Origin of the sequence: Lutispora thermophila DSM 19022 (assembly GCF_900142105.1) — a bacterium.
Taxonomy (GTDB): domain Bacteria; phylum Bacillota; class Clostridia; order Lutisporales; family Lutisporaceae; genus Lutispora; species Lutispora thermophila.
On record NZ_FQZS01000004.1, the window covers coordinates 134,480 to 153,056 of the forward strand.

At 38.9% G+C, this 18,577-nt stretch carries 9 protein-coding genes; 4 read left to right on the plus strand and 5 right to left on the minus strand.

Annotation, left to right across the window (positions count from 1 at the left end; genetic code table 11):
- Nucleotides 1–111 precede the first annotated feature (111 nt).
- The gene (locus BUB48_RS02715; RefSeq protein ID WP_073024285.1) at nucleotides 112–2,157 is read left to right on the plus strand and encodes a methyl-accepting chemotaxis protein; all 2,046 of its coding nucleotides are present in this window, start codon (nucleotides 112–114) and stop codon (nucleotides 2,155–2,157) included.
- 106 nt (nucleotides 2,158–2,263) lie between these two features.
- Here BUB48_RS02715 and BUB48_RS02720 read toward each other — a convergent pair whose 3' ends face one another.
- The 5 genes from BUB48_RS02720 to BUB48_RS02740 all read right to left on the minus strand — a co-directional run bounded on the left by BUB48_RS02720 (nucleotide 2,264) and on the right by BUB48_RS02740 (nucleotide 8,491).
- The gene (locus tag BUB48_RS02720) at nucleotides 2,264–3,472 is read right to left on the minus strand and encodes a PKD domain-containing protein (RefSeq protein WP_073024287.1); all 1,209 of its coding nucleotides are present in this window, start codon (nucleotides 3,470–3,472) and stop codon (nucleotides 2,264–2,266) included.
- A gap of 661 nt (nucleotides 3,473–4,133) precedes the next feature.
- A complete protein-coding gene (locus BUB48_RS02725) occupies nucleotides 4,134–5,642 on the minus strand; it encodes an acyl-CoA synthetase (RefSeq protein WP_073024289.1) in 1,509 nt (502 codons plus the stop codon).
- 9 nt (nucleotides 5,643–5,651) lie between these two features.
- Nucleotides 5,652–5,891, minus strand: coding sequence for a phosphopantetheine-binding protein (locus BUB48_RS02730; protein ID WP_073024291.1), 240 nt, complete (start codon nucleotides 5,889–5,891; stop codon nucleotides 5,652–5,654).
- Between the two features lie 286 nt (nucleotides 5,892–6,177).
- Nucleotides 6,178–7,419: an MBOAT family O-acyltransferase gene (locus tag BUB48_RS02735; protein WP_073024293.1), complete on the minus strand. Its 1,242-nt coding sequence runs from the start codon at nucleotides 7,417–7,419 to the stop codon at nucleotides 6,178–6,180.
- A 13-nt stretch (nucleotides 7,420–7,432) separates the two neighbouring features.
- Nucleotides 7,433–8,491 (minus strand): SGNH/GDSL hydrolase family protein, encoded by a 1,059-nt coding sequence (locus BUB48_RS02740; RefSeq protein WP_073024295.1) that lies wholly within the window; start codon nucleotides 8,489–8,491, stop codon nucleotides 7,433–7,435.
- A 303-nt stretch (nucleotides 8,492–8,794) separates the two neighbouring features.
- Between BUB48_RS02740 and BUB48_RS02745 the strand changes: the two genes are divergently transcribed.
- The 3 genes from BUB48_RS02745 to BUB48_RS02755 all read left to right on the plus strand — a co-directional run bounded on the left by BUB48_RS02745 (nucleotide 8,795) and on the right by BUB48_RS02755 (nucleotide 18,545).
- Entirely contained in the window at nucleotides 8,795–15,043 is a 6,249-nt protein-coding gene (locus BUB48_RS02745) for an IPT/TIG domain-containing protein (RefSeq protein ID WP_073024297.1), read from the plus strand.
- Nucleotides 15,044–15,116: 73 nt separating this feature from the next.
- On the plus strand, nucleotides 15,117–15,425 hold the full coding sequence (locus BUB48_RS02750) for a GxxExxY protein (RefSeq protein WP_207648310.1): 309 nt from the start codon (nucleotides 15,117–15,119) through the stop codon (nucleotides 15,423–15,425).
- A gap of 144 nt (nucleotides 15,426–15,569) precedes the next feature.
- Nucleotides 15,570–18,545, plus strand: coding sequence for an S-layer homology domain-containing protein (locus BUB48_RS02755; RefSeq protein ID WP_073024299.1), 2,976 nt, complete (start codon nucleotides 15,570–15,572; stop codon nucleotides 18,543–18,545).
- The last annotated feature ends 32 nt before the right edge of the window (nucleotides 18,546–18,577 follow it).

Here is an 18,577-nt window from a genome sequence, read left to right on the forward strand (position 1 = left end):
AACATATTACGACAAATATTTGCATTTTTTAGTTTTTGAGACTATACTTATTATAAAACCACGATTAAATATGACGTGGACTCCAAATTTTAAGAGAAAGGAGTAATTGTTATGGGGAAAAAGGTTCGTTATGGTATTATGCTAAAGATGTTCATATTTACTTCTTTATCAGTTCTTCTAATTATGTCAATTATGTCAGTTCAAATATATTTTAGAACGAAAAACATTATTGTTGATGCTATAGAGAATGATATGGTAACAGCCAAAGAATCTACAATTAATGACATTGAACAAATTCTAAATATTGCAGTTGAGGCTGTGGAAGAAATAAATCATAATGACTATATCAAGGAATACATAAAGAGAGTTCCTTCGAAAGAGGAAGCAAAGACAACGGAAGGATATCAAAGCCTGTTAAAGACTCTCAATCATATAAAGGATAAAGATAGTAACTTTTTAAATGTATTTATTGGTTTGGATAATGTAAACCACATAATCTCAGACAGTGAATTTCAACCTCCGGAAGGATATGATACCAAAAGCCGTTCATGGTATGTGGGAGCAAGGCAAAATAATGGAATAGCAATAACAGAACCCTACATAGATTCAGGAACGGACCTACTCGTTATTACCGTGGCAACGCCTATCAATGACAGCGATGGCAATCTTATAGGTGTCGCTGCTGTTGATATTTCAATTGACGATATATCAAAAATAATGGGTAGCTATAAATATAAAGATTCAGGTTATGCAATATTAATAGACAATACTGGTAGATTTTTATATCATCCCAACGAAGAGTTGATTATGAGAGATTCGATAGAAGAAATCCAGGGAGACTTATCAGCTGTAGGCAGAAAAATGCTCTCAAAGGAGTCAGGAACAGAAGCAATCACAGTTGATGGATCAGAATATTATATAAGTTATAGTCCAATACCGTTGAGTGACTGGGCAGTAGCCTTGCTGGTGCCAGTGACAGAAGCCCATAGTGAACTTTACTCCTTCAGAACAATTTTCATTACAATCATAATAATTGCATTGGCATTCCAATCTCTGGTTATTTTTATACTGGTTAAGGGCATATTAAAGCATATACCGGTTCTCTTGGATGCCTTTAGAATGGCTGAAGAAGGAGACTTGACCGTCAGGGCAAACACAAAAGTCCGAGATGAAATTGGATTATTATCCGATGGATTTAACAAGATGGTTGAATCACAAAAGAACATAATAAACAATGTGGTTGATTCGATAGAAAACATTGTTAATGTTTTTGATAACATAAAGAACAATATGGATGATTTGAATAAAAACATTGAAGACGTTTCAGCCACTACGGAAGAAATTGCAGCCGGTATGGAAGAGACCTCAGCATCAATGGAAGAAATGAATGCAACATCTAACGAAATTACAGAAATTCTTGATGATATAGCCCAAAAAGCAGAAGAAGGAGTAATATCGGCAAAAGACATATATAATAGGGCTTTGGAAGTAAAAAAAGAAGCTATAGAATCAAAGAAGAATGTCAATGACATATATGATGTATCCCAAAATAAGCTTAAGGAAGCCATAGAAGAATCTAAGACCATAGAACAAATAAACGTGCTGTCAGAATCAATATTGGCTATAACGGAACAAACCAACCTTCTGGCCCTCAATGCTGCCATAGAAGCAGCCAGAGCAGGAGAAGCAGGAAAAGGATTTGCAGTTGTGGCAGATGAGATCAGGAAACTTGCGGAAGAATCAAAAAATGCAGTGGCAAAAATACAGAAGATAACGGAGAATGTTCTGCAATCCGTAAACAAGCTGGTAATGAGTTCAAATGAGGTCCTGGATCTTGTAGATAAAAAGGTAATTAAGGATTATGAAATACTGGTTGACACATCCGGGCAATACAGTAATGACGCTACGTATTTCGAACATTTGGTCAGTGATTTTTCAAGCTCATTCTCCACGCTGAAAGACATGGTCATGAACATGATAAAAGCCATAGAAGAAGTAAGCATGTCAACAAATCAAGAAACTGAAGCTATATCAAACATAGCAGAAAGATCAACGAATATTATTGAGAAAACCAACGATGTGATTAATGAAATGAAGGATGCACAAGAAAAAATTGATGATTTGATGAATGTAATCAGTAAATTTAAGCTCAAATAATATGTGTCAGTACAGATATTCATGAAAAACAGCATGATAAAAAGGATCAGAAGCAGATATATCTGCTTCTGATCCTTTTGTCTTTGCAATAATATAAGCCTTTATCCTACTTAATGTTCGGTGAATCATCACCGGGTTTATCATCAGGTATATCCGGCTTTTCAAGAACCTTAAGATTATGTATGAAAGGTTGGCTGTGAGCCCCTTTTGAATCCTGCACCACAAGGGATATTTTATAATTTCCCGGTACGTCAAAGGTATAATTCAGAGTTTCTCTATCAGAGTTGTAAATTACGGTACCGTCTTTTTCTATGGTCCAAAGCCTTGCTGCAATCGAATCTTCCGGATCTGAATCTGAAGATTTATCAACAAAAACCACATCATCTCCCGAATAGACCTTATTTATGCTTATGGAAAACTCTGCTACCGGAGGATTGTTGCTGACCTTTTTATGTACAATTTCTGTATCTTTTCCTCTGGATATAAATGACGGAATAGCTTTTCCAAATAACCAGAATGCTCCTCCTATAAGTGCTGCCAAGATCATCATAGAAGCTATGAATCTGGGCCAGGACACTACGTATCTCTTCTTTGCTTTTATCAGGTTTTTTCTTATCTGATCATCCAAGGAAGCATCTTCGATAAAGGTTGTATAAAGAAGAGTATTCTTAAAGTCATCATAAATCTCCTTTGTAGAATTGTAAGAGCCTGCCATGGCTTTGGAAATTATGGGGAATATGGCAGGAGGGATGGCATCCTTGTCTTTTTCCATGTCTCCTTGAGGAGTGTTGGCGAATATGCAGCAAATGATCTGTCCCATCCTTTTGCTTACCTGACTGAAATCTATATTAAGATTATCCTTATCAAAGCAAAACAGATTGGAAAAGTTCAAATACTTTCCGTTGATCACTGATAAGTTATTCAAGTCACATAAGATGTATTGGATTAAAGGAATAGACTTATCAATTTCCATAAATCTTTTCAAAAGCTGCTCTGTAATAAACATCTTATCTGCAATGGTGAGGTTGTGCTTGGAGAGATACTCCTCCATGGGGGTTCCGTTAGGAAAAGGAAATAAGGCATAAAATACTCCATCAATTTCAAAGGAATCCATGAGAATTTTTGATAAACCGTCATTACTATAGTAAAAGTTGTTCTTTACAATATCAATGATATCTTTGTCGATGAATTCATTTAAAATAAATTTATCTTTTATGTCGCTATATGCCAGTTGACATGCATAGAGAGATTGATACTTGTCAGAAAAAAGAGTATCTAGTATAACGTATCTATCATTAATAATCCTTTGCTCCAAGTAATCCACCCCCAATCTATACTATTCTACACAAAGTAAATTTTTCCTCCAATATATACCAAGGTTTGCGTAAAAAAAGCCATAATAAAGGATTATTTGTGCAAATATTCAAATAATATGGCAAACCTTTCATTTCTGTTCTATTTAATTCAAATCCCATATCTTAAGAAAGGTTTCCGTTTAGAAATATTATTATAAAAAAGGCACCCTTTACAGGGTGCAATACTGAGTGGGGTTAACGATTGTGTCTCTATAATATGAGACTTCAGGGGTTAAATACAATTTAATTATATTACATCAGGAATTAATATGCAATAGGGTTAGAAAAAAACATAAAAAATTTGTAGAATTATAGATGATAGGTTAGACATATATCAAATGTTATAAGCATAAAAGTGCTGCAATCGCTAACCTAATCATAAAATGACAAATAACGACAATATACGCCATGAATGGATAAATATACTAAGTGATGCATAATAATGCAAAGTAATCATATATCAATCAGCTATATGATTACTTTAAACAATAATGACATAAAATATAGTAAGTATAAATAAACAATACTTATTTTTATTACCATATGCTTCAGGTAATCTTTAGTGCTAGTGACCAGCAGCCAGAGGTCAGCGATTCACCCCATAGGAATGCCCTATGCTTGCTATAATATCCTCCTTATAATCTTTCCTGTCTCCGTCTTTGGCAGTTCATCCATAAATTCAATTTCCTGAGGAGATGCAAAAGGAGATACCCTGTTTCGTACCAATGATCTATACTCGATCTCCAATTGGGGACCAGGTTCATAACCGCTTTTCAACACCACAAAAGCTTTTACAGCCTCTCCCATCAATTTATCCGGCATGCCTTTCACCGCCACCTCAGCTACTGAAGGATGGCTCATGAGGACGCTCTCAACCTCGAATGGCGTTACCAAATGCCCTGCCGTATTTATTACATCATCCTCACGGCTCAAATAATAGAAGTAGCCTTCTTCATCCTTGTAAGCCAAATCGCCGGTTATGTACCAGCCGTTCTTAAATTTCTCAGCATACTTTTCTGGGTTCCCCCAATAATTCAGAAACATGGAAGGCCAAGACGGCTTTAAAGCTAAATGACCCTTGCCTCCGGGAGGCATAGGATTAAAATTATCGTCCAATATCTCTGCTTCCACGTCTACCAACACCTTTCCCATGGTATCATAACCCTTCTTGGGAAAAGTGCCATCATATCCAATTATTATTGAACCGGTTTCTGTTTGAAACCAATGATTGTACACCGTCAGGCCGAGATTATCCTCTGCCCAGCGGCATACCTCAGGATTTAATGCCTCTCCGGCACTGAATATCTTCTTCAGATGGCTAAGATCATATTCCTTCGCCTTGGCCGGATCTTCTCGCATGAGCATCCTCAGCAAAGTAGGAGCAGTGTACCATATTTCTATTTTGTATTTATCCAGAAGTCCCAATACCTGATTCATCCTGTAGCCAGGCTCTGCCACCAATATATCGGCTCCTGTACTTAATGACCCCAATATGCCATAGGAGGTTCCTGTTACCCAGGCCGGATCAGCAGTAAACCAGCACTTCAAGCCAGGTCTCAATCCTACTATGTCCTTGGAGGTCTTCCAGTGGCTCATTATAGCACCGTGGCAATGGACAGCTCCTTTAGGCTTGCCTGTGGTACCGGAAGTATAATGAATTATCGCATAATCCTCCTTGGACATTTTTACTGATTCAAAATCTTCACTCATGGATAGAAGCCTTCTCCTGAACTCTCCTTCCCTGTCAACCAATATGCTCGGCAAGCCCTCTACATTCTCTGAAAGCTTAGCTTCAGCAACTATTAAAGAGCCTTGGCAGTCGGAAAATCTTTCCCTCACAGCATCAGGACCGAAGGAAGGAAAGAGAGGACAATAAATTGCACCGATCTTGAAGATGCCCAGTATGAAAAAATAGGTTTCAGGAGACCTATCCAGATAGACGAACACCCTGTCCCCTTTCTTTATACCGTGTGACTTAAGCAAATTAGCCACCCTGTTGGACATGTAATCCAGATCTTTGTAGCTCCAGCTTTCCTCTCTGCCTAGTCTGTCTACATACAGCAAAGCCCTCTCATCCATGTTGTCCTTGTTTTTATCAAATATGAAATCAGCAATATTGATAAAAATCACTCCCTGCTATCAATTGGACTTTTCTTCTAGCAATGCCACCATCTTATTTATTGTATCAGCCTCAGCATCCAATATTTCATAATCTTCAACTTTAATGCCGAAAGTCCTGTTTATGAAAAAAGTCAACTCCAAGATGCCGAAAGAATCGATCAAACCACTGTTTATCAGTGACTCATCATAACTTAAATCCTTTTTGCCTTTAATAATATTCTTCAATAAAAAATCCTTAATAGCTTCTCTTTTATCCATTTTACTACCTCCAATTTTTCAGATAAGCTTAAAAGCCCAACACTTACTCATGGATCATTGCTCTAAAAACCAACATATTGAAATCCGGTGCCAAAATTTCCAAAGGCCAGCACCGCATATAGCATTATAAACAATATTATAGCCCTTATCCACTCATTTTTCATCACAATATTACCTCCATGCTTCTTGTGCTTCGTGCTACGGGTCTTATGTGCCATGGCAAGATCCTAGAGGAATACCCTAATGCCAAAGAGTAGCCACCAGCGACAAATTTAATCAGGAATTCTTAGAATAATTTAACAATAATCTTTATTGCCGTTTCCCATCTATATATAAAGAACGTCCATCCAACACTCATAAACACGAAAGTCACAAAAGCTCCTGACCAGTATACCAATTTGGAGCCATTCATCCACTCTAGCAATCTTTCGGAACCATACTTCTTCAGTAAATCCGAATATATCCTGTACAGGGATAAACCTGCCCCCTGATACAATCCCCAAATGAGAAAACTCATGGTGGAGCCATGCCATATGCCTACGGCAGCCATGGTCACCAATTGACAGATGCTGTTTATGAGCCAAGGGTGATTGGTGCCTACAGTTTTCATCAATAGCTTCCCTAGGGGCATAAATAAATATTCTCTCAGCCAGGAAGTCAATGTCATATGCCAATTCTGCCAAAAAAGCACCAGGTTAGGTTTAAGATATGGCTTATTGAAATTCTCTGGCACCTTAAATCCAAAAAGCCTTCCCAAACCTATGGCAATATCAGAGTAGCCGGAAAAATCATAATAAACCTTGATGGAATAAAGAAACATTACCAGCCAAAGCACAGGTTTTGAAGCAGCAAGTATATCCGGAGCCAATGCACTGATGAGGCTTCCTGTCTTATCTGCGATGATAAACTTCTTAAAAAGACCGGTTATGACCCGTGTAACTCCCTCATCCACATATTCCTTGCCAAGGCTCTGATTGCTTTTCAATTCCCTGCTAAACCTGCCATATCTGTCAATGGGTCCGGCAGAAAAGGTTGGGAAGAAAAATATAAAGGCACCGAAGGTCAATGGATCCAGGTCCTTTAACCTTCCCCTATATGTATCTATAACCACATGGAGAAACTTAAAGGTGAAATAAGAAATACCCAAGGCCTTCACCTGCAACATCGAAGGCAATTGGTTTTTCAAAACAGGGTATTTAAATAAAGCCAAAGTTCCAAGCGATAGGGCCACTCCTAAATACAAAAGCAGCTTTTTAAGCCTATTATCCTGTACTTTTATAAGTGTTTTGCATATACCATAAATGATCACAGTTAAGGCTATTGTAGCAAGAGCAAAGATGGGATGACCGTACAAAGAGGCAAAGGCCAGGCCCCATATAATCAGTATTATAGCTTTGGTGGGACAAAAAGAACCGTCACCCTTGTCTCTTTTGCAGGCTATATGATAAAACAACAGGCCTGTCAATGTAAATAGAACTATTGAATGTATAGGTAAAAATCGGATTATGAGTTTAATGCTTTCCTTCACGGTGTCCTCCTGACTATTCCCTGAGTTCCGGGAATTCTTTAACTATAAATTCATATAATCTATCTGCCACTATGCGGTCTCCTTCTTCCTTCAGATGTCCCCCATCTATGAAAAGTTCATCTGGCACCGCATCATTTAAGTTTAAAAGAGGCACCCCATAGGGATCTGCCTGTGCCTTGATAGCGGCAACCATTTTCTCGTAATAGCCTCCCTCATACTTTTTAGCCAAAATGCTCTGGTTTATTGGAGCCAGATATATCATCATAGGAATACCCTTTTGGGATACATACTTGCAAATCTCACCAACTGCCTCAAAATATCTTGTGGAAGCATCAAAGGGTATGCCATAAAACTGCTCAGTAATCTTCACATCCCCAATCTGCACCTTCATATGCCTGTCATTGGGATATGGGAGAGGAGTTCCTGTGGCTTTAGCCTTGATGCCCTTTGCCAGTTCTTCATAAAACTCCTTGTATCTATGGAGAGGAACAAGATTGCTCCTCAGCTCCCTTGATATGAAATAAGCATTCTCGTTGTTCATTTTCAGTATATTCCTATAAGCACCGGCCAATCCTCCGCCCAAGCTTAGGTCATAGCTTTCAGGGGTGGGAGGTAAAATCCAATGCAGTTCGGTGAAACTGCCGGCACCCATTTGCCATATTATAAGATCCGGATTATATTCTGCCGCTTTTTTTATCCTTTCCATCACATAGACTGTTTTGGTACCACTGCTGCCGAAGTTGAATACATTGGGCCTGTCATCTTCTCCAAAAAGCTTTTTGTCCAGAAGGAATCCTATGGAATCTTCATACTTTACATAAAAGTCCTCCACTGTGGAGTCCCCTACCATGATTATGTTTCTATGGTTATCCTTGTAATATTTATTTATCCAATGGCCCTTCATGGACAAGTCAGGCATCCTGTCATACTTGAACAATCTCTGATTATCTCGAAAGATGGTATAGAACTTGCCTACATTATTGTATATGTACTTATTTACAGGCGCAAAAATCAACAAATTGGCAGCAATATATATAAATATTATCTTATACACCAGACTAAAACGCTTCATCCTTTACCTCCATTTCAACATCAACCATAACTTGCTTCTTATATCCTATCACAGCATAAAAGTCAACTCAAGTAAAGTTGTACCTTTAGCCTATTTAAATACTCCAAGACTGTGATATAATGAAATTATTACCACTAAGAATTATGGATAAATATGCCGAAATATATATAAAAGTCAGCTCTGATCTATGTGTTATGAACGAGGGATACCTAAGCTCTTACAACTTATAACAAGCAGCAGGACGGAAAAGGAATGCCCCAATGCTAGATACTGTAGACTAAAAGCAAAAAAGGAGTGAACATAATGTCAAAAATGAAAAGAAAAGCTGCTATATTATTGGCCTTTATAATGATATTCAATATGCTGCCTATAAGTGTTTTGCAAGTACATGCCTATGACCCTAGCAATTTTAGGATAGAAACTGTAACAATATATAAGATATATGATTCCAATAGAAATATAGAGCAGCGAAAGCTCCTTATAACCGGTTCTTATCTTAAAGATGCAGCAGTAGGAATATTAACCTATGCCAATGCATATAGTCCTCTTACCAAGAGAACTGTAAACACTGAAGGCATACTCCAATTTGATCTGGAAAACGATCAATTGGGAAACGAAGTGGTAGTTGAAGGAGTTCACATACAGTTGAATGAAAATCAAATGCCTACATTGACTGGTGTAAACCGCAGAGTCAAAGAAGGAAAAGAGGAATTAATAATACAAGGTACAAATCTTAACAATATAGGTGGATCTACTAACATAACAGCAGGATATGAACACGATGGAGCTTATACACCTATATCGGCAACTACAACTGATCCTAATAGGCTTACGATTACAAATCCTACTGGTCCTTTAGGACTTCAAAACATAATATTTGAAAAAACAGAAAAAATAACAAAAACTTTTAATCCAAATAACAAGGATGTTGAAGTAACTGTTAAAATCATATATACATACAAAGACCAATTCAGGTTATATCAAGATATAGAGGTCCAAGACCTGAAAATGTATCCCAATAGAGGTCAGAAAGGGGACAAGGTGTACTTTGAAGCGCCTGCAGGTAAATTGGATTCCTATGATGTATATTTCCTGAGACAAACCGATGGTACTGATCCATATAAAGAAGCAAACAAAGGAAAGAATAAAACCTTCCAGCAGAATGTCAATGGAAAGGATATATTGACGGTAGAAGTTCCTGACATAGATGTAGGCGAATATTATGTTGTATTCACCAATGCTGTATCAGCCGGTGAAGACCCTATGAATGCTGTTACTAAGGAAAAAATATTGACGGAAAAGTTTACTGTAATAAGCGCTTTTATCAAATCAAAGGTAATAAGCATCAATCCCAAAACCGGACCTGATACCGGTTCAAAAGCTACCATATCAGCTCAGTTTGTCGGCACATTGAATATACCTGAATTTACACCGGATTCTGATGATAAAAAATACACATTTAGAGACGGCAATAGAGAATTGGTAATTGATTATGCAACTGGGTCTTACAACAATTCTTCTGGATACAAGGCCAGAAGGACCATTAGAATAATTATTGGAGACAAGGCTACTTTTCTTAAAGACTCTAATGATAATCCTGATGTCGAGTTCAAAAACAATCTGGATATCATAAACATCAGGACAGCTCAGGTTACTGATGCAGATGTGAATCCCACAAAAGATGTGGTAATAGAAATGGAAACAGTCATCATGGATTCATTGGACCAAGTAATCCAGACTATTACAGATAGGGCTGTTCTGCCCAATGGCTATACCTATATACCCAGCAAGACAGAACCTCTAGTTGAAAGCATAGTACCGGAAAAAATACAAGTCAAAGAGTTAGATGTAAATAGATACAGTACAGCCGATAAAAGAATAATGATAGCCATATACGGCAAAAACTTCATGGTTCATAAATACACAGATGCTTCCGGCAAGGATGTGGTTAGATATCCTATAGTTGAACTGGGACCTGATTTGACACTGAATCCAAATGCAGGAGATGCTGATTATACTAAAGATTTGGAAATGAAAGTATTAAGCTCAACAGGTGTTGAACTGGATGGTTCCTCAGGCAACGAAATAGGTACCAAGATACTGTTTTATCTTCCTGCCAATAGTATAGTAAGAAATATTGGAAAGACTTATGTAACTGTTATAAATCCTATCAGGAATTCCAACGAAAGAGGCTTGTACAACATGAAAGTTGATGCGGTGGAATTTGTTACAGTGGAAGAAAATAAAGAACCTATCATTGCAGGTGTAAATCCTGACACTGTATCTGTTGACGGTGGAGTGGAAGTAAAAATCACCGGTAACAACTTCATGGAAGGTGTAAGGCTTTTCTTGGACGGAAAGGAAATAACCAATATAAAAAGAGATGAAGACGGAAAAGGCATTAGCTTTATTGCTCCGGCAGGCAGAGAGGGAACAACCCAGATACTTGTTATGAACCCAACTGGAGGCTCTGCCACATGGCATTTTAATTATGTGACAACCTATACCAATCCTAAGATAACAGATTTTGAACCAAAATCCGGTAATACGGGAACATTGGTTGTAATTAAAGGTGAAAACTTTATACCACCGGATCCGACAGACAGGACGGATTTAAGGTATAGGCTTATAGGTACAAGAGTACTTCTGGGAAATACTGATATAAACGATTATAATCTTGACAACCAAAAGAAGATTGTATTAGAACCCTATGAAGATCCAGAAGGCAAAAAGATTGTTAGTCTGAAAAAGGATGGAGACCTGACCAGCATTGAAGTAAGGGATTACTATTATTCCGTCATATTTGTTGATGAAAACAGAAACTACTATACATTAACCATCGACGGCTCAGGTGATGTAATCCTGAGCGATGGAGTTTACAATACCTATAAATTGATTATTGATGGTGGAGATATAAAGGCAGACAAACAAGATGGGTTCATATATGATTTTGAATCCAATGCAACAGGCATCACCATAACGGATAAAGGAACCAAAATACTCAAGCTGACCATGGAGACTCCGTACAAGGTTGATGCAAATAAGAAAATAATAGGCAACAGGGTAAAGGTAGTGGACAAAAATACCATATACATTAAAGTGCCGGCTCTTCCTGCTGACGGATATTATGATGTGACAGTAGTGAACCCGGACACCAAGAGAGACAGCAAAACAGGCACCAATGGATTCTACTACTTCTCTCATCCCCAAAGCAAACCCAAAATAGAAAAAATAGTGCCAAATGAAGGCACTACTGACGGAGGATATTCTATAGACATTGAAGGAAATGACTTCATGGACATAGGCATAGATAAGGCCAAGGTATATATAAACGGCATTGAAGTTCCATCTAATGATATAGAAGTGAGCCCAAACGGCAAAAAAATAACTGTAAGAAAAGTACCTGCTTATCCCGGAGATTTGTTTAAAGAAAAGGGAACAAGCCGATATGCCGTGCCGGTGGTAGTAGTAAATCCTGACGGTGGAAGCGACAGCATGGAAAAAGGATTTACCTATATAGTACCTACCAGCCATCCTCAATTGATAAAGATAGTACCTGCAAAAGGAACCGCTGCCGGCGGTGAGGTGGTGGAGATCACCGGTACTGACTTCAGATTCTTCGAACCCTATGAAGATAAAAACAGGGATGGAGTAAGAAATGATGATGAACCATTCCGAGACATAAACGGCAACAAAGTATGGGATAGTGAAGCGAACTTAAATGAGTGGTTGAAGGAACAAGACTTAAATCACCCTGTATTTGACAAATACTTAGAGTCGCCTATACTGCCCAAGGTATTCTTTGGAGATAAATTGGCAAAGATAGTGGAATTCTCCAGAGGATATCTGAAGGTTATAACTCCTGAAGGAACTGCCGGAAAAGTGGATGTATATTTGGTAAACAATGATGCAGGAACATCCAACAAACTCTCCTATACCTATGAAGGTTCTAACCCCAAGATAACAAGGGTGTTCCCGAAGACAGGCAAAATGCAGGGGGGAGACACCGTAGAACTTAGAGGAAGCGGCTTCGCTACATCTGCCATGGATGTATATAATGGCAAGGTGGATAATGGAATAAACCAATTTGATTCTAAGCAAATGGTGGCTGTGAGATTCGGAAGCCTTACAAACAGAAATATAGATAGGCAATTGGAGAACTCTGGAAGAATAGACAACAAAAGAACTACGGTGAGATTTTCAGAAAACAATATGACCTTTGAATATGATGCATCAGGCACCAACACAAAGCTTACCATGACAAAAGTGGTAGATGACAAAATATACAAGGCAGTCATAAATGGATATGACAACACAGTAAAATATATTCCACTAAAACTTATGAAAGATGCCCAAGGAAATTCCTTCGAGGGAATAGGCCTTGTGAGGGTAGAATTAGAAGACGGAAGGTTGTTGATTGACACCGGATATTCTGAAAATGTACGATATGTGGACTCAAACCAGATTTTCGTCACTACACCTACCTATCATACCATAGGTACCAATATACCTATAGAACTTATAAACCCTGATAAGGGAAAGGCCACTGCTACCTTTGAGTACATGAACCCCTATGACTATCCTGTCATAAGTTCAATAGAACCTATAAATAAGGTTCTCAAGAGCTCCAGCGGCCTTGTAGAAGACTATGAAGGAACTCCTAAAAACGATGACCAGGAGTACTATACCTATGTAGGAGTAAACGGGGGAATTCTCCTTACCATAAAAGGAAGCAATTTTAAGAGGACTGCTAAAGTTTACTTGGATGATAAGGAGCTTCAGATATTGGACAGAAGCACCAACGGAGACAGTCTCTTAGTTGTAATACCTCCTGCTGACGAAAGCGAAATCGGGCTGAAAAAGCCAATCACCGTGGACAATAAGGACGGAGGCGTAACCAGCACCAGAGAACCAAATGAATACTATAAGATGGGCAAGCCATACTTTGTAGTATATCAAAAGGGACTCAGCGGTCCTGTTATTGAAAGTGTAATACCCGACAAAACTTCCAGCAGAGGACAAAACACAGTTACAATAATAGGAAGCGACTTCAGACCTGGACTGAAGGTATTTATAGGCGGCATACAAGCAGAGGTATTAGAAATAGAAGGCACTGAGAAAATCAAGGTCAAAGTGCCACTAGGACTGACAGCAGGCAAAGTATCCGTCATGGTTCAAAATTCGGACTATGGCTCCGACGAAAAGAAAGATGCGCTAACCATCATAAGCTCTCCTGAAATACAAGAATTATTGGCTGAAGATGGAAGCTTGTACAGCAGTGATACCTTCAGAATGACAGGAGGAGAAAACATAATAATAAAAGGTATTGAATTCCAGCAAGGCGCAAGAGTCATATTTGGTGGAACCATAAAGGATAAGCTGGATTCCGGGGAAACAGGCATTCAAGTATTTAAGATAAATGATGAAGAAGCCTATGTGGTTGGTGGCACACAAACCACTGCAACAAAGGTAGAAGATGGCATAATGATATATGTGACGACTCCAAGCATGTCGGAAGGATCAAGCACAATAATAGTCATAAACCCTGACGGTGGAGTATCCGAAGAATATAAAATAACAGTAATACGCCCTCTGCCTGATAGGCCTTCCAATGCAAAAGCAACACCTGTGGATGGAGATACGGTAAAACTGGAATGGACAGGCAGTGCAGAAATATATCAGATATATGCTTCCTTTGGAGAAAAGAGAGAGGCCAAGGAACTTAACAACTTTAACTATATCATGACTGTGGAACCGGAGTTCACAGAAAAAGGAAAACATATATACTATTTGAGGGGCCTCATACCAGATACCTGGTACGCATTTAGAATATATTCGGTAAATGACTTCGGAGTATCTCAGCAATATGCTCAGACTCAAAGAGTAAAAACCTTGGATAAAGTACATTCTGAAGCAAAATACAATAATGAATATATTAATCCAAATTCCAGAATGGACTGGACAGAAAGCACCAAGGACAAGTTTGTATACAATGTAGGTGAAAAAAGCCTGCAAGAGGCGTCCCAATACTATCAGATAGAATTGAGAAACAAAAACATAGAGTCAGGAGTTTCAAGACAGGTAAAAATACCGGTTAAACTTATTCAGAACTACAGCAAGAACTATACAATATGGGATAAAGATGTATCCATTAAGTTCCACACAAATGCGCTGGCCACAACAGAAATAATGAGCATAAATACAGACTATGACAATGCAGCAGCCATAATAGAACTATCTTCGCCTACGGGAAAAAGATACGATGAAATACTTATGCTCCTGAATAGAAGAACCAAACCGGTGAAACTCATAGGCATAGACTTCAAGCTCCAAGTTAAGGACAAGACCACCGATATAAGACAATTTAAAGAACCTATCGAAGCTACAATAGTCCTTGACTCAAAATACGCTAATGCACAAAACTTGGAACTTTACTACTATGACGTACCGTCTAATAAACTGGAGATGGTAGACTTCACCAAAGAAACCGGCGAAAAGCTCATAGAAACGATCCTCACCCGACCAGGACAATATGTGATAGTAAGTTATTAGTTATTGGTCCCTGGCTTCTAGCCTTAAGCCTCTAGAGCCTTGGGCAGAGCACGCATGAGAAGGAAGATTTCATATGTTGATTTATGAAGACATTACAAATGTTATAATAAAATCAGTATATGAAGTCCATAAGATACTTGGTCCAGGGTTTCTGGAAAAGGTATATGAAAATGCCCTTATGAGAGAGATGGAAAGCAGAGGTTTAAGATGTGAGCAGCAGGTTTCTCTGGAAGTGTACTATAAAGATTATGTTGCAGGTCAATATATAGCAGATATTATAGTTGAAGATAAAGTTATACTAGAAATAAAAGCAATGCCTGACTTAGAAAAAAGACATTTTTCTCAAATGTTAAATTATCTAAAGCGACGAGAAAAAAATTAGGGCTTGTGATTAATTTTGGGGCTACCAATGCCCAGATAAAAATGATAATAAATTAATCCTGTGAATCCGCGGATTGCTATATGAAAATCCGTGGATTCCACAGTGTAAATCAGTGTTCTCTAAAACCTGAAAGGACTGATCACTATGAAACAAAAACTACATATATCCATAATACTTATACTATCACTGCTATTTACAACCATATTTGCCCAAGGCCCTACATATACAGTACCTGCCTACGGCAGGACAACTGTGGAACAAGGAGTCTTTAGCGACATAAGCAGCAGTCCCTATGCTGCGGACATCCTAAGACTGCGTCTCCTTAACATAATTCAAGGCGGTGCAGGAACAAAATACAGGCCCAATGACAACATCACCTATCAGGAAGCAGCTGCCTATCTGATAAGACTCCTGGGGTTTGAAGAAGAAGCACTGCAAAAAGCGGCTGATCTGGCGGAAAAGGGGACAAAGCCGGTATATGATGCAGATAGTTGGGCTCTGGGCTATATAGAACAAGCTATAGAATTAGGAATCCTTACAACGGCAGACATTAGGGAAATGGAAACCCTCACCAAGGCACAACAGGATGCCATAGAAAAAGAAGTTACAGAAGCGTACAAGAAACAATGGATGCCATTAGATAAAAGAAATAAGCTAAGAGAAGAAAAGACACAAGCCATACTGAAACAAAACAGGAATATGAAAAAAGCCATAAGCCGTCAGGACCTTGCCCAATGGATTGCGAGAGCCCTGAAGCTTGAGGAAATCCCATCAAATAACGTAAGCTATGTATACAAATATAAAGACTATAACAGTATCAAAGCCGACAGATTGATGGCGGTAGAAACTCTTCTCCAAAAGGAAATACTACCCTCAGCTTCGAAGGATAAATACTCGCCTACATTAGGAGTTGCCAGGGGGCAAGCTGCAAAAGTAATGACCAACATAATTGACAAATACCCTGACAAGATAGGCATAGAAACTGGTGTAGCCAGACTTATGGAAACCAAAAGAAACTATGTGGATGGACCTGGAGCCACTAATACTGAATTGACTCTCATCATGGAAAACTTCGACGGCACGGGCTTTGAAATAAAGATACAAGGAAACCAGGCACTGCCTGTCATAAAGAACAACAGAATATATGATCATCAAATTCTCAGACAGGGAGACGCCTTGGAATATACAAAGAAAGACGACCAAGTAATCTTTGGGTCCCTGGATGAATACCAGTTCCTTCAAGGAACACTCAGCTATGTGGATAAGGAAGGCAATCTAAGGATAGAAGATAGCCAGAAGAAAATTACAGAATTAAAAGTTGGCAACAACACAGTCATAACTGCCCTTGGAAAGCCTGCTAAGGACACAAGCCTAATCCCGGGCCAAAGTGTAAAAGCCCTTTACAAAGGCAGCCTTATAACCCGACTGGATATACAAGAAAGCGTAGACTACTATGCAGATACAGAATATATAGATGGAATAATCAAGTATATCGATAAGGCAGGAAGAATCCTGAAGCTGGAGGACTATGACGGAAACCTCCGCACCTATGGCTTGGATGACAGGGTAATAGTCACCGTAAACGAATATTATGAGGACCTGGACAGCCTTCATAATGAGCAGGATGCCACATTTGAAATATCAGGAAGAACCATTAAAGCAATAAAAGCCTTCACCGCGCCGGGAGAAGAAGCCAGCAAGGAGTACCAGGCTATACTGCGGGTAAGAGATGTGGGCGACAACACCATAAAAGTAAGTCAGATAAACGACAGGCAAAATCCCATGACCTTCAAAACCGACAGCTTTACATCTATAACTTACCTTGGCTATCCCATAAAGCTATATAACATAAAGACGGGAGACATGGTGAAGATAAAAATCGACGGAACAAGCCCCGACAGGGCTGACGAAATCCAGCTCATGACCAAAAGACAAAGAGTGGAGAAAATATACAAGGCAAGGATACTCAATACCCTGCCTACTCAAAACAGAGTCGCATTGTCAGACGTGCAAAGCTATAAATATCCGGATTGGTCAAAATTGGATGACGAAAGAACCTTCCCCGTAAAGAGGGATGCGGAAATATACAAGGATGGCAGGAAACTGACCCTTGAAGATTTGGACAAACAAAGAAATGTAGAAGCTTATATTGTTACCGTCAAGGACTTCGGTGAAGAAACCATAGCTAAAATGACACTGAAAAGCGTAAGCGAAGACTCAGTCTTCAGCGGCAGCTTCGATACCCAATGGACAGACAATGCCATAAAGCTTGCAGACGGACAGAAACTGAAATTTGATGAGGGAACCATAATAATCAAGGATAGAAGACTTCTTGATACAACAGACCTCACCTACAATGACGAAGCCTTCATAGTGAAAAACAGATTACCGGGAGGAACAAACTATGCAGCTTTGGTATCCATGGAAAACGGCAACGGCTTTGACTATAGGAATGTGGTGAGAGGATATATCCACGACATGGGAGAAGACAACTTCTCACTTGAAAGCTATGCCGATCTCATCAACAATGAATGGGATTACCATTATGGCGGAGAAAAATACTTCTACGTCAGCAAGGATAGCAAAATCCTGGACAATGTAGTCAAAAACAACTATATAACCAGAGATACTTTCTTGGAAAGCAGGTTCTGGAAGAGAGACAGCAATGGAAAACCTCTAAAATCAACTGACAAGAATAAATACACCATCCACGATCCACTGCTGTATGTGGACGAGGGAGGGCCTCACTATGAAAAATGTAAGAGTCAACACATGCTGGCCTATGCTGTGATAAATGAAGACGGAGAAGCAACAGCCATCAATATTTACAAGAGAGATGGAAACCTGGGAAAAGAAAATGTAACCTTTACGGAAAACCTAATAACCGGAGAAGTGGTAAAATACAACGAAACATATACACAGCTGACCCTCACCGATGTAAAGGAATACAGCAAATTCTATAACCAATGGCAACCGACAAAATCCAATACTGTCATCAATACCAAGAAAGCTGTAATAATCAAGAATGAACAAGTAGTAACCCTTAGCCAATTGGATGTTGGAGACAAAATCTATGCCATCACAGACCAAAACAACGGTATAATAATATTTGTGGAGTAATCCCCATAAGCACAACAAGTAGGGAACGGTTC